The organism is Pontimicrobium sp. MEBiC01747 (assembly GCF_053601635.1).
Window position 1 is genome coordinate 1 of sequence record NZ_JBSHNS010000600.1, and the last position, 13,564, is coordinate 13,564.

13 protein-coding genes are annotated in these 13,564 nt (G+C 30.5%); 11 read left to right on the plus strand and 2 right to left on the minus strand.

Translation table 11 applies throughout. The features are described from left to right. Positions 1-809, plus strand: an 809-nt coding sequence (locus ACVC2P_RS20260; protein WP_452600250.1) for a hypothetical protein, incomplete at its 5' end; no start/stop codon positions are given. Between the two features lie 5 nt (positions 810-814). On the opposite strand, the gene ACVC2P_RS20265 is transcribed toward ACVC2P_RS20260, so the two are convergent. Next, a complete protein-coding gene (locus tag ACVC2P_RS20265) occupies positions 815-1,498 on the minus strand; it encodes a cell division ATP-binding protein FtsE (RefSeq protein ID WP_452600251.1) in 684 nt (227 codons plus the stop codon). A gap of 224 nt (positions 1,499-1,722) precedes the next feature. On the opposite strand from ACVC2P_RS20265, the gene ACVC2P_RS20270 reads away from it, so the two are divergent. The 7 genes from ACVC2P_RS20270 (at position 1,723) to ACVC2P_RS20300 (ending at position 10,445) form a co-directional block, all read left to right on the plus strand. Further along, entirely contained in the window at positions 1,723-4,743 is a 3,021-nt protein-coding gene (locus tag ACVC2P_RS20270; protein ID WP_452600252.1) for a tetratricopeptide repeat protein, read from the plus strand. Between the two features lie 52 nt (positions 4,744-4,795). After that, the gene (locus tag ACVC2P_RS20275) at positions 4,796-6,538 is read left to right on the plus strand and encodes a TonB-dependent receptor (protein WP_452600253.1); all 1,743 of its coding nucleotides are present in this window, start codon (positions 4,796-4,798) and stop codon (positions 6,536-6,538) included. Between the two features lie 107 nt (positions 6,539-6,645). Beyond that, the gene (locus tag ACVC2P_RS20280; RefSeq protein WP_452600254.1) at positions 6,646-7,116 is read left to right on the plus strand and encodes a hypothetical protein; all 471 of its coding nucleotides are present in this window, start codon (positions 6,646-6,648) and stop codon (positions 7,114-7,116) included. Between the two features lie 371 nt (positions 7,117-7,487). Then, positions 7,488-7,751: a hypothetical protein gene (locus ACVC2P_RS20285; RefSeq protein ID WP_452600255.1), complete on the plus strand. Its 264-nt coding sequence runs from the start codon at positions 7,488-7,490 to the stop codon at positions 7,749-7,751. A gap of 114 nt (positions 7,752-7,865) precedes the next feature. After that, positions 7,866-9,488: an amidohydrolase gene (locus tag ACVC2P_RS20290; RefSeq protein WP_452600256.1), complete on the plus strand. Its 1,623-nt coding sequence runs from the start codon at positions 7,866-7,868 to the stop codon at positions 9,486-9,488. 30 nt (positions 9,489-9,518) lie between these two features. Continuing rightward, positions 9,519-10,046 (plus strand): DUF2059 domain-containing protein, encoded by a 528-nt coding sequence (locus tag ACVC2P_RS20295; RefSeq protein WP_452600257.1) that lies wholly within the window; start codon positions 9,519-9,521, stop codon positions 10,044-10,046. Continuing rightward, the gene (locus tag ACVC2P_RS20300; RefSeq protein WP_452600258.1) at positions 10,047-10,445 is read left to right on the plus strand and encodes a hypothetical protein; all 399 of its coding nucleotides are present in this window, start codon (positions 10,047-10,049) and stop codon (positions 10,443-10,445) included. On the opposite strand, the gene ACVC2P_RS20305 is transcribed toward ACVC2P_RS20300, so the two are convergent. After that, a complete protein-coding gene (locus ACVC2P_RS20305; protein ID WP_452600259.1) occupies positions 10,435-11,133 on the minus strand; it encodes a class I SAM-dependent methyltransferase in 699 nt (232 codons plus the stop codon). The two genes, ACVC2P_RS20300 and ACVC2P_RS20305, sit on opposite strands and share 11 nt — an antisense overlap. A gap of 59 nt (positions 11,134-11,192) precedes the next feature. Between ACVC2P_RS20305 and ACVC2P_RS20310 the strand changes: the two genes are divergently transcribed. From ACVC2P_RS20310 to ACVC2P_RS20320, 3 genes are all read left to right on the plus strand, one after another. Then, positions 11,193-11,684 (plus strand): YkgJ family cysteine cluster protein, encoded by a 492-nt coding sequence (locus ACVC2P_RS20310; protein WP_452600260.1) that lies wholly within the window; start codon positions 11,193-11,195, stop codon positions 11,682-11,684. Positions 11,685-11,776: 92 nt separating this feature from the next. Continuing rightward, positions 11,777-12,589 carry a sterol desaturase family protein gene (locus tag ACVC2P_RS20315; protein WP_452600261.1) on the plus strand — a complete coding sequence of 271 codons (813 nt, stop codon included), beginning with the start codon at positions 11,777-11,779 and terminating at the stop codon, positions 12,587-12,589. A gap of 74 nt (positions 12,590-12,663) precedes the next feature. Further along, positions 12,664-13,564, plus strand: a 901-nt coding sequence (locus ACVC2P_RS20320; protein ID WP_452600262.1) for a hypothetical protein, incomplete at its 3' end; no start/stop codon positions are given.

Genomic DNA, 13,564 nt, shown 5'->3' on the forward strand with positions numbered 1-13,564 from the left:
CAGTTATCATGAAATCGTATTGGGGCTTTGCCTTTTTGCCAAGGAATCCTTTTTCTATGGCATTTTGGGATTGGATCTGGCAAACATTTAAAACTGTTTTTATATACCTATTGGGGTTTGTTGCAAAATTCCATATTAATAGTGTAATGGCTTTACTATACGTATTTAGTATTGTAATAATGTTGCAAAAGCGAGCCTATAAAGTGTGTTTTTTGGTATTGTTTCCAATAATATTACACTTAGTACTATCAATGCTAAAACTATACCCATTTGCACCTAGATTAGTGTTGTATCAAGTGCCATTATACCTTTTAACTATGGGGTATGGTTTAAATAGTATTTTAAGTTATGGTAAAGAAAAATTTAATGATAAGTTGGTTCTAGCCTTTACATTATTTCCAATACTAATAGCAGCAATTTTATTATGGAAACGGTTACCTTTAAAAAAAGAAGAGATAAAACCTGTTTACGATTATATAACCAATACTATACAGCCAGAGGACAAAATATATGTTTATTCTAAAAATCAGGATGTCTTCGATTTTTATAATAAAATAGGCTATTTAAATTATAAAAATGAAATAATACTAAGTGGAAGTAATCGAAAGAATTTTAAAAACAATGATGCTGAATTAGACAAACTTAGTGGTCGCGTTTGGTTTATTTTTGCACATAATTATAAATTTAAGCACGATAAAATATCCGAACAAGAATATATTTTAAACTATATGAAAGCGAATGGAGGTGTGGTACAAGACTCTATTTTAAGTATAAAAAGCGATGGCTATTTAATAGAAGTAAAACACTAAACTATTTAATTGCGTCTTTGTACAACTTCAAAAACTTGATTTTCGTCACATTTTAAGGTCTTACTTGGGTATTTTAATAATAAAGCATAATCATGGGTTGCCATTAAAATAGTATTACCGTTTTTATTAATTTCTTGCAATACTTGCATGATTTCAACACTAGTTTGCGGATCTAAGTTTCCAGTAGGCTCATCTGCCAAAATAAGCTCAGGCTCATTAAGTAGAGCACGAGCAATAGCAGTACGTTGTTGTTCTCCACCAGATAACTCATGAGGGAATTTAAAACCAGTAGTTTTCATGCCAACCTTATCTAAAACCTCTGCTATTCTAGAATTCATAGCATTCTTATCTTTCCAACCAGTTGCTTTTAAAACAAACAATAAATTGTCGTTTATAGTACGATCGGTTAATAATTTAAAATCTTGGAAAACAACACCAAGCTTACGTCTTAAAAAAGGAATATCTCTTTCTTTTAAAGTTTTCAAATCAAAATCAACAATACTACCATCACCTTCCTTTAAAGGTAAATCGGCATAAAGCGTTTTCATAAAACTACTTTTTCCAGACCCAGTTTTACCAATTAAGTATACAAAATCACCTTTGTCTACTTGCACATTAACATTAGAAAGCACAAGACTTTCTCCTTGAAAAATAGAAGCGTTTTTAAATTCTAAAATGGTTTTGGACATACGTTTATTATTTTGAAAAAAACTTAAGACAAGTACAACTTACTTAATACATGGTAAAAGTATCATTAAAAAGTAAAAAGACAAAAACTAGACGCTTTAAAATTAAAATAGTGGCACGATATATGTTAAAAAATAATACGTTCAACTATAATTATAATTGAATTCTTTCGTTATCAGGTAAAGATAAATTTTATCTTTGGGTGTAAATTAAAATACGTAGTTTAATGACTAGAAAATATATTTTAACAAGTCTATTATTTACCGCATTTAGTATTCAACTGTATGCACAGCAATCGGCCGTGTATACTAGTAATCTAGAAGACTATCAAAAAGCGCTATCACTATACAATAATCAACAATATCTAGCAGCCCAGGCATTGTTTACGCAAGTAAAAAAGGATGCGGCTACAGATAACATAGCATCAGACTGTGCTTTTTATGTAGCCAATTGTGCGGTGCGGTTAAACCAGCAAAATGCAGACCAATTAGTAGAGCAGTTTGTAGAAGATTACCCTACAAGTACTAAGCGAAATACAGCCTTTGTAGATGTCGCAGATTATTATTTTGAGAACGGAAAATATGCTTATGCGCAAAAATGGTACGAAAAAGTAGATGAAGAATCCTTAAGCAAATCTGAACAAGAAAAATATAACTTTAATAATGGATATGTTTCTTTTTCTACTAAAAATTATAAAGAGGCTAAAAAATATTTAACGCGTGTAGAAACATCAGAAAAATACGGAGCGCAAGCAAAATATTATATAGGTTTTATGGCTTATGAAGGTGATGATTACGATAAAGCCAATGAATATTTTGATCAAGTAAGTGACAAAGAAAAATACAAAGAGAAACTATCGTATTATCAAGCAGATTTAAATTTTAAATTAGGAAAATTTGAAAAAGCAATAGAATTAGCAAAAAGTAAATTAGATACAAGTAGCGATGAAGAAGTATCCGAGTTATCTAAAATAATAGGAGAAAGTCACTTTAATTTAGAACAATATGCAGAAGCCATTCCATATTTAACCAAATATAAAGGGAAAAACGGAAAGTGGACTAATACCGATTATTACCAATTAGGATATGCGTATTATAAGCAAGGCGATTATGGTAAAGCTATTTCTGAATTTAATAAAATTGTAGATGGTAATAATAGTGTAGCACAAAATGCCTATTACCATTTAGGAGAAAGTTATGTTAACGTAGATAAAAAGCAAGAAGCATTAAACGCTTTTAGAAATGCATCGCAAATGGATTACGACTTAAAAATTCAAGAAGATGCTTGGTTAAACTACGCTAAAATTAGTTACGAAATAGGTAATCCATACCAATCCGTTCCGCAAGTATTAGCAGCCTATCTAGATAAATACCCAGATACGAGCTATAAAGAAGAAATAGAAGGCTTATTAATAGATTCTTACATTACATCAAAAAATTACAAAGAAGCCTTTGTGTTGTTAAAAGGGAAAAAAAGTTTTGAAAGTAAAAAAGCATATCAAAAAGTAGCTTTCTATAGAGGCATAGAGTTGTATAACGAAAACAATTACAAAGCAGCAGAAAACATGTTTGATGCTTCTTTAAAAGAACAGCAAGATCCAAAATATACTACACGTGCTACATTTTGGAAAGCAGAAGCAGACTATAACTTAACAGATTACGAAGAAGCATTAATTGGGTTTAAACAATTTCAACAACAAACAGGAGCTTCAGAAACTAAAGAATATAAAAACTTAGACTATAATTTAGCATATACATATTTTAAGCAGAAAAATTATGCTAAAGCAACAGAACACTTTAAAACATTTATAGATGCCCATAAAGAGGATAAAGTAAGGTTAAATGATGCGTACTTACGATTGGCAGATGGTTACTTTGTTTCAAGTAACTATAATGAAGCAATAGCTGCTTACGAGAAAGCAATTGAAGTAGGAGAAATAGAATCAGACTATGCCTTTTTTCAAAAAGCATTAAGCTATGGTTACGTAGGGCAACCAGCTCGTAAAATTAAAGAACTAGAACAATTCATTTCAAAATATTCAAACTCTAAACTTAGAGACGATGCAATGTATGCTTTAGGAAATGCCTATGTAAAAGCAGGAGATAATAATAAAGCGATGACAATGTACGATCGTTTAAACTTAGAATATAGTAATAGTTCATTCGTGTCTAAGGCATTATTACGACAAGGTTTAGTATATTATAATGCTAGTGAAAACCAAAGCGCTTTAACGAAATTTAAAAAAGTAGCAGGAGACTTCCCAGGAACACCAGAAGCTAATCAGGCCGTGTCTACAGTGCGTTTAATTTATATAGATTTAGGACAAGTAGAAGACTACGCCGCTTGGGTAAAAACATTAGATTATGTAGAAATTACAGATGCAGACTTAGACAATACAACTTATGAAGCAGCTGAAAAACAGTTTCTAGATAATAATGTAGATAAAGCAATTAAGCAATTTAATGGGTACATCAATCAATTTCCTAATGGATTGCATGCACTACAATCACATTTTTATTTAGCACAGTTATACTTTAAAAAAGATTTAAAAGAGAATGCAGCACCACACTTTAAATACGTTGTAGAAGCATCACAAAGCGAATTTACAGAAGAAGCCTTATTACGCTTGTCTCAAATTACTTTAGAAGGTAAAAATTGGGAAGATGCCATTCCAGTTTTAAAGCGATTAGAAACAGAAGCAAATTTTCCGCAGAATACACTATTTGCGCAATCTAATTTAATGCAAGCCTATTATCAATTATCGCAATACGAAAATGCCGTAACCTACGCAGATAAAGTATTGCTTCAAAACACTATAGATAATAAAGTAAAAAGTGATGCACAAGTAATTATAGCGAGATCTGCTATAAAAACAGGAGATGAGGTAAAAGCAAAAACAGCATACGCAGAAGTAGAAGAAACTGCCATAGGAGAAACTGCAGCCGAGGCATTATATTACAATGCTTACTTTAAAAATAAAGAAGAAAAATACGAAGCATCTAATAAAACTGTACAACGTTTAGCCAAAGACTATTCTGGGTATAAATATTACGGAGCAAAAGGCTTAATCATTATGGCTAAAAACTTCAATGCATTAGGAGATGCTTTTCAAGCAACATATATATTAGAAAGTGTAACTAAAAACTTTACAGACTACGAAGAAGTAGTTGAAGAAGCAAAAGCAGAGTTAGCTAAAATAAAAGCAGAACAAGCTAAAACAAATGCTTCTGTAGAAGAAGAGGATTAGTTATGAATTCATGATTTGTATAAAAAATAAAAAACAAAATAAACTAGATTATATGTTTAGTAGAAAAAAACAAATACTATTATTAACCTTGTCTTTAATATCAACAGTTCTTTTGGCGCAAGAAGAAGAGCAAGACACCATTAAAACAGATGTTATTAATGTTATTAAGCCCTATAAGCCTACAATTTCAGATGCCTTTAAGGTAAAAGAAGTCCCTACATTAGATGATGAAGAAACATTAACTAAAAAGGAGATTAAGTATAACATATTTTCTTTTCCAGTAGCCTCTACATTTACACCAGCAAAAGGAAAAGCAGCATCTGTAGATAAAACAGAAAAAGCAAGACTGTTTGATAATTATGCAACACTTGGTGTAGGGACCTATACAACAATTCTTGGAGAAATATATTTAAACCACGAGTTAGGAAGAGGCGAAAGTGTAAGCGCCTATTTAGGACACCATTCGTCTGGCGGTGGAATAGAAGATGTGCTATTAGACGACGATTTTTTAGACTCTAAACTTAATTTAAGTTACAGTAAAAGAGGACGAGATTTAACCTGGACAATAGGTGGAGGGTTTCAATTACAATCGTATAATTGGTACGGAGTAGCACAACCTAAATTTACACAAACCGATGTAGATGGGTTAGATGTTGGGCATACTTATACTAATGGTTATGTCTCTGGAGATATCGATTTTGAAGACGGCTATATAAATTCAGGAAGTGTGTTGTTTAGACGATTTGGAGATAATTTAGGCTCTGGAGAAAATAGATTTAAAGCTAAAACCACAGTAGATGTACCAGTAAAAGGAGAACTAGTATCTACAACGGTTAATATAGATTATTTAGGAGGTGCCTTCGATAGAAATTATTTCTCTACAGAAGAATTAAAATATGGAAACTTCCAAATAGGAATCTCACCAACATATCAATTAAAACAAGACGATTTAACTGTAGACGTTGGTTTTACAGCAACCTATTTAAACGATACCGAAGCGAGTAAAAGTAAATTCTTTATTTATCCAAAAATAAGTGCAACATACCGTTTAGTCGATGAGGTATTAATAGCATTTGGAGGAGTGAAAGGAGGATTAATTCAAAACTCATATTATGGTTTCGCACAAGACAATCCATTTGTATCGCCAACACTATTTATAACACCAACAGACCAGCAATATAATGCAGAGTTAGGTTTAAAAGGAAAGCTGTCTAATACCATGAGTTATAGTGTACATGGAGGTTATCAATCTGAAAGAGCAAAACCTCTATATATTAATAATACCATAAATACAGGAGTACCAGAAACAACGAACTATTCTTATGGAAACTCATTCGATATTATTTACGATAATGTCTCTACACTTAGTGTAGGAGGAGAATTAAATGTAGATGTAAACAGAAACTTTACATTAGGTATAAAAGGAGACTATTTTGTGTATAATACCAAGACAGAAGAAGAAGCTTGGAACTTACCAGACATAAAAGCCTCTGTGTTTTTAGATTACCAAATAACAGAACAATGGTTTGCTGGCGCTAATTTATTTTTTATAGGTGAGCGTAAAGATGTCTTTAGAGAAAACACGATTATACTACCTACAAATGTACCAGAAACCATAGTAACATTAGATAGTTATTTCGATGTTAATGCAAATGTTGGTTACCACATAAACGATAGGTTTTCGGTATTTGTAAAAGGAAATAACTTATTTGGAGAAGAGTATACCAAGTGGCAAAATACACCAGTACAAGGTATTCAGTTTTTAGCAGGAGCCACTTATAAATTTGATTTTTAAGTGAAATAGAATTTTAAATCTATAACTTCTGCCAAACATCAAAATTTCGCAGAACACTACATTGTTGGTAGAGATTCATTTAGAAAAGATTGCAAATAATTTATGATATGAGATATTTAATAATTCTTTTTTCTTTTTTTACTACCATCTGCTGTTCTCAGGATTTAGAGAAAATAAAACAAAGTGAAGTAGTTTTTATAGTACACAGTGGTAAAGATGGTAATTATGAAACTAAGAAAGAAAATAGTGCTAAAATGAAAATGATTAATTATAATTATTTTTTTTCTGATGGGCCAAAAAATAAAACAAATAATATTCAGCTAGTCTATACAGAGTTTTTAGATTTTGATGAAATGTTTAAAAACAATCCTGTTCCTTTTTTTAAGATAAATAAAAGTTTTTTAAAGAAAAATAAAGAGATTATTATTAATACAAAATTCATGCACGAGATTGGTTATAATGAATCCTATTCTTTATTGTATAATGCTAAAACTATTTTTTTAATAGATAAAGATGATATTAATAATAATATAATTACTGTAAAGAAAGTTAGATTCTCTAATGTAGCAGAAGAATGAATTACCTAATTATAGAGGGTATTGAATCTAAAAATGATTAATCAAGTACAAACAATTTTTCAAAACTATTGTAATGAAGAATAGCCTTTATTTTATTTTTAATTTATGTTAGTTCTTTTTCTCAATCAATACGTTTACCCGATGAAGAAGCAAACCCAGTTGAAATTGACTATGAGAAATTAAAAAAAGAAAAATCAGTACAAAAATATGCTAATACAGATACACTTTACATTTACATAAAACCCAATAAAAACATAAGTGTATTTGGTTATTTAGATCATAATGGGCATCAAATAATTAATTATACATTTAAATTAAAAGATAGTTCTACTGTAGAGTTAAATTACAGGAAATACGAAGATTTCGATGATATGGCGTTGGGTAAAACGTCCTTAGTAAAAAAAGAACATAAAAGCTTTATTCGTAAACATAAAAAAGAAATTTTAACCTATAACTTTTTTAGAAAAAATAAAAAGAAAGATGTGGATTATTTATTACATATGCTTTTAGAAATCATGTACTCAAAAAAAGTAACGTTTATAATAGACGAAAACGAAAGGGAAGGTAAAATAATAACTTTAAGGCAAGTAACACTAAATAATTATTCGCATAAGGCTCTTCATCCAGAAATATAAAATAAGAGGTTAGAGTTATGGAGTTCAATAAAAATAATTAAGAAAAATAAATGCAAGCGTCCTCTTTTCAAGGACGTTTTTTTATGGCTATATTTATACTCAAAATACTAGCCAATGAAAACCTTATATTTAAGCCTATTACTACTTGTTGTATTATCATGTAAAAAGGGCAAAACAGAAGTAGATACTATTGTAATTAATGCTAATGTTTATACCGTAAATAAAGACTTTGCAAAAGCCGAAGCATTTGCTGTAAAAGATGGACAATTTGTGGCGGTAGGTAATGCTATAGATATTCAAAATAAGTACGAAGCAGCTACAATTACAGATGCAGAAGGAAAAACTATTGTACCAGGATTAATAGATGCACATTGCCATTTTTATAACTTAGGATTAAGTAAGCTAAATGTAAATTTAGTAGGCACTAGAAGTTTTGATGATATGATGAAACGTGTTATTAGATTTCAAAACGATAAAAAAACAAACTTCATAATAGGGAGAGGATGGGACCAAAACGATTGGGACGATAAAAACTACCCAGATAAAAAACTATTAGATAAATTATATCCTAACGTACCAGTTGCATTAACAAGAATAGATGGGCATGCTATGCTATGTAATCAAGCAGCATTAGATTTAGCAAAAATAACTAAAGACACAAAAATTGAAGGAGGAGAAATTAAAAAAGAAAATGGAGAGTTAACAGGGATACTAATAGACAATCCTATGGAGTTAGTAGAAGCTATTTTTCCTAAGCCAACACGCAAACAACAAATAAATGCATTAAACGAAGCGCATAAAATTTGTACTAGTTTAGGCTTAACAACCGTTTCAGACGCAGGTTTAGATAAACAAGTAATAGAACTAATAGATAGTTTACAGCAAGCAGGAAAACTAGACATGCGTATATATGCTATGATTAGTAATAAAAAAGAAAACTTAGACTATTATTTAAAAAAAGGAAAACTAAAAACAGAACGTTTAAATGTACAGTCTGTAAAAGTCTATGCAGACGGAGCTTTGGGCTCTAGAGGCGCAGCATTAAAAGCCCCGTATACAGACGAGCATAATCATTTTGGAGCTATGGTAATAGGAACTAAAGATTACGAAGCATTAGCTAAACGAATTGAAGCAGCAGACTACCAAATGAATACACATGCAATAGGGGATTCGGCTAACCGTTTTGTATTACAGACCTATAGTAAAGTATTAGAGAATAAAACCAATAGACGATGGCGAGTTGAACATGCACAAGTTATAACAGATAATGATTTTGAATACTTTAAAAACGAAAACATAATACCATCTATACAGCCAACGCATGCCACAAGCGATATGTATTGGGCAGAAAAGCGTGTTGGAGCAGAACGTGTAAAAGGCGCTTATGCCTATAAAACATTATTAGAAAAAAGCGGAAGAGTAGCATTAGGAACAGATTTTCCTGTAGAGAAAGTAAGTCCCTTTTTAACGTTTTATGCTGCAGTTGCTCGAAAAGATTTAAAAAACTTTCCGCAAAATGGATTTCAAAAAGAAAATGGATTAACTAGGGAAGAAACTCTAAAAGGAATGACTATTTGGGCTGCCTATTCTAATTTTGAAGATCACGAAAAAGGAAGTATAGAAGTTGGTAAATATGCAGACTTTATAATCTTAGATAAAGATATCATGACGGTGCCAGAAAGACAATTACCTTATATAAAAGTTAAGGAAACCTACATAAATGGTGTGGCACAATAATTGAAAAGAATTATAAAAAACGAATACAAGATGAAAAAACTACTAACCATTATATGCTTTATTGCATTTTCTACAACAACGTTTGCACAAACAAAAGCCTATAGTAAAGCAGTAAAACAATGCATTAAAAGTAATGGAACCATGTCGTATTACGAAAATGTTGTAGACCAAATGTATACAATGTTAGAAAAACGATTTGAGTCGCAGAATGTGCCAACCTCAGTTTGGGTAGAAGTTAAAAAAGGAAAAGCAAAGGCCATGGATAATTTAGCAGATAAAATAGTCTCTGCATATCAAGGTTATTTTACCATTGCAGATGTAAAAAAAATGAATGCCTTATACGCAACAGAAGCAGGTAAAAATATGTTTAAAAAAGACGCTTTAACGGAAGGCGATAAAATTATTTTAAACGAATTCTACCAAAGTGAAACAGGGCAGAAAATAGTAAGTTCTCAAGAGGATATGAATGCATCTATGAGTAAAATATCTGAATCCTGGAGTGGTAATTTGTATAAAGAAGTAATTGAATTATTATCCTCTAAAGGGTATAATTTATAAATGAAAAAAGAACTCCTCTACATTTGTTGTCTTTTTTTGTTTTCTTACAATAGCTTTTCGCAGGACTTAAAGTGTTGCAAAACTATAGAAGAAGTTAAAGAAAAACTTTCAGGTAAATGGAAACAAGTAAACTCAGAATCTCAAGACATTAACCATTACGAATTTGAAGGTAAACTAGGTAGTTTAGAAATATATAAGAAACCTTTAGATAGTAATATTGTCGCAGTTATTGTGTCTTGTCAACCAGTTGTTACCGTTTTAAAAAACAAAAAAGGATTTCAATTGGAATATACATATATGCTAGGAACGGATATAAGTGTTATAAAATACCTTAATAAAAACAAAATGACTCTTGTAGAAGAAGGTGTTGAAACCGAATATAAAAAGCTTAAAGACTAAGCTTTGCTAAATAATCATAATGCTCGCCATCTAATACTTTCTCACAGTTAAGACCAACAGAAGCACAAGCAATAGCTAGTGTGTTAAAATCTAGATACAGCCATTTTAAAGGGATTTCTTTTTCTTGTTTATAGCTTAAAAAATAATCCAACTCTCCATAATAATTAGCATTAGCATCATGCCAATACCCGCCATCATCATCTAGATACATATATTTAATATCGCTAGAATCTATTAAAATTTGGCCATTAGAATTTAGTAAACTTTTTAAATGCATTAAATAATTGGGTAACTCTAGTAAGGATTGGAAAATACCAGTACCATTCATTAATAGTAAAATGGTGTCAAAAGTGCTAGTTTCTTCAAGAAGAGGCCTTAATTCTGCTTGCTGTACACCTCTTAATTTACATACTTCTATAGCGCCTTTAGAACTATCTATAGCTTTAACAGAAAACCCATTGTTTTGTAAATATAAACTATGGCTTCCAGCCCCAGCACCTACATCTAGAATAGAACCTTTAACTAGCTTAAGAGCTCTTTGTTCTAATTTAGGCATTTCAGAATAAGCTCTAAATAAGTAATCAAGTGGTAAAATATCTTCATCAGAAATACTAGTAGAAGTAATAATATCCTCAGTATAATTCCCGTTTTGGTAATCTAATAAAGCGGTTCCGAATATATCTTTCATAAAAAAAAAACTATTTTTTTATTTCCGAGAAATCGGAAATCTCTTTTTATTTTTGCCTTATGCAAGACCAAATAAATAATCTGCCAAAGTTGGCCAAAGATAAGCATAAGGAAAACAAAACCTTTTTTACTAAGCTTAAAAAAAAGCCGCCTAAGCAATTAGATTATTTAATGCAGGAACTACATGAAGAAGAATTTGAGCGCACAGACTGCTTAGAATGTGCTAATTGTTGTAAAACTACGGGGCCATTATTTACAGATAAAGATGTAGAGCGAATAGCAAAACATTTTAAAATGAAAACTCAGCAATTTATAGAGCAATTTTTACGAGTAGATGAAGATAATGATTATGTGTTGCAAAGTGTACCCTGTACGTTTTTAGGAAGCGATAACTACTGTTCTATATACGATGTAAGGCCAAAAGCCTGTAGAGAGTTTCCGCATACCGATAGAAAGAAGTTTCAACAAATAGCAAACATTACCATTAAAAACGTAGCTATATGCCCAGCAGCTTATAATATTGTTGAAGCTATGAAAAAACGAATTAAATAATAGAATATAGATTACATTTATAGCAGTAAATTACAAATAGCAATTACAGATAACAGCCCGTTTTTTTTGTTATATTTATAAAAAAGATAAAAGTGGAAACCATTTATAATTATTTTGAGACAATACCATCATTACACAGAAGTATTATTTTGGTTGTTGGAATTTCGTTTTTTTGGTTATTAGAAGGTGTTTTACCACTTTTTAAATTTAACTACAGTAAGTGGAAACACGCTTGGCCTAATTTGTTTTTTACCATAACCACTATTGTTATTAATTTTTTGTTAGCGTTTTTGTTACTAAGTGTATCAGATTGGACCGTAGCAAATAACTTTGGAATAATTAATTGGTTGCCAGAAATGCCATTATGGTTATATACCATTTTAGGTATATTACTTCTAGATTTTATAGGGGCCTATTTAGCACATTATACAGAGCATAAAGTAAGTGTATTATGGAGAATACACCTTGTGCATCATTCCGACCATAAGGTGGACACAACAACAGGTAATAGACACCACCCTTTAGAAAGTATTATACGTTTTATTTTTACTTTAATAGGAGTCTTTATTATAGGAGCTCCCATTGCAATTATAATGTTATATCAATCATTATCTATTGTATTTACTCAGTTTACTCATGCCAACATTAAACTCCCTAAAAAAGTAGATGCCGTTATTAGTTATATATTTATATCTCCAGATGTACATAAAGTGCATCACCATAATGTATTACCATACACAGATTCTAATTATGGAAATATATTTTCTATATGGGACCGCCTATTTGGAACATTCATGAGGTTGGAAAGAGATCAAATTAACTATGGTATAGATACCTTTCCAGATGAAGCTAAAAATAGTAGTTTAAAATACTTACTGTTAAAGCAACCTTTCGTAAAAAAATAATTTTATTTTAAGAATTGTTTTCTACAATTAAAAGTTAATTTTGTGCTCTTATTAATCAAAAAACAATTTTTAGAATGAAATTTATTAGATTTTTTTTAATCTTATTTACTTGTAGTGCTTTTGCTCAAGATAACTTTGTCCAAGGTGAAGTTGTGATAAACAATGGAGACACTTTAAAAGGGGAAATTAACTATCAGGACTGGAAAGTTACTCCGGAAAAAATTGAATTTAAAAGTGGAGGCATTTTAAGAGTATTTAGAGTATCAGATGTTAAGTCTTTTAAAGTGAAAGGAGACAGGTTTATTAGTGAAAAAATAAAATTAGATGTTACTGTGCAAAAACTGCAAAGAATGAATAGAACAGATAAACCTCGATTTACAGAAAAAAAGGTGTTTCTAAACGTTTTAGAAGAAGGGGATGTTAGTTTATATGAATATTATGATTCTAGACCTCATTATTTTGCAAAGAAAGGAAATGATCTTATAGAGTTAACTAATAGAGCTTATTTAGATGATGATAATAACTTAATTACAAATAAAAAATACTTAGGGCAGTTAAGTTTGTTATTAAATGAATGTTCTTCAGTTAGAATTAGTGAAAATTTAAGTTATAAAAGAAAAGAATTATCTAAATTAATAGGAAAGTATAATACTTGCATAAATCCAAGTCTAGAGGGAGGATATACAAAAGATTTAAATAGAAAAACAAGTCATTTCTATGCTACAGCTGGTTTTTTTGCATCTAATCTAGCTATAGAGAGTAGGGCAATTACTTTAAAAAACTTTGATGGAGGTTCTTTATCAACGCCAAGTATAGGTGTTGCTTATGAAATAGGTATTTCTAAGAACAGACAAAAGTGGGCAATGTATACAGAATTAGTATATAATAGGTATAATCAATCCTATGATAATGATAAACCGTCAACCTCTTTTGTAAAATATGACCCTTTAAAAGTTGATTACAGTACTATTGGAC

Bases quoted from the DNA above. Each gene is read 5' to 3' on its own strand.
- ACVC2P_RS20310 (WP_452600260.1), top strand. From the start codon at position 11,193: ATGCAAGACCAAATAAATAATCTGCCAAAGTTGGCCAAAGATAAGCAT.
- ACVC2P_RS20290 (WP_452600256.1), top strand. From the start codon at position 7,866: ATGAAAACCTTATATTTAAGCCTATTACTACTTGTTGTATTATCATGT.
- ACVC2P_RS20265 (WP_452600251.1), bottom strand. From the start codon at position 1,498: ATGTCCAAAACCATTTTAGAATTTAAAAACGCTTCTATTTTTCAAGGA.
- ACVC2P_RS20295 (WP_452600257.1), top strand. From the start codon at position 9,519: ATGAAAAAACTACTAACCATTATATGCTTTATTGCATTTTCTACAACA.
- ACVC2P_RS20280 (WP_452600254.1), top strand. From the start codon at position 6,646: ATGAGATATTTAATAATTCTTTTTTCTTTTTTTACTACCATCTGCTGT.
- ACVC2P_RS20305 (WP_452600259.1), bottom strand. From the start codon at position 11,133: ATGAAAGATATATTCGGAACCGCTTTATTAGATTACCAAAACGGGAAT.
- ACVC2P_RS20270 (WP_452600252.1), top strand. From the start codon at position 1,723: ATGACTAGAAAATATATTTTAACAAGTCTATTATTTACCGCATTTAGT.
- ACVC2P_RS20275 (WP_452600253.1), top strand. From the start codon at position 4,796: ATGTTTAGTAGAAAAAAACAAATACTATTATTAACCTTGTCTTTAATA.
- ACVC2P_RS20300 (WP_452600258.1), top strand. From the start codon at position 10,047: ATGAAAAAAGAACTCCTCTACATTTGTTGTCTTTTTTTGTTTTCTTAC.
- ACVC2P_RS20285 (WP_452600255.1), top strand. From the start codon at position 7,488: ATGGCGTTGGGTAAAACGTCCTTAGTAAAAAAAGAACATAAAAGCTTT.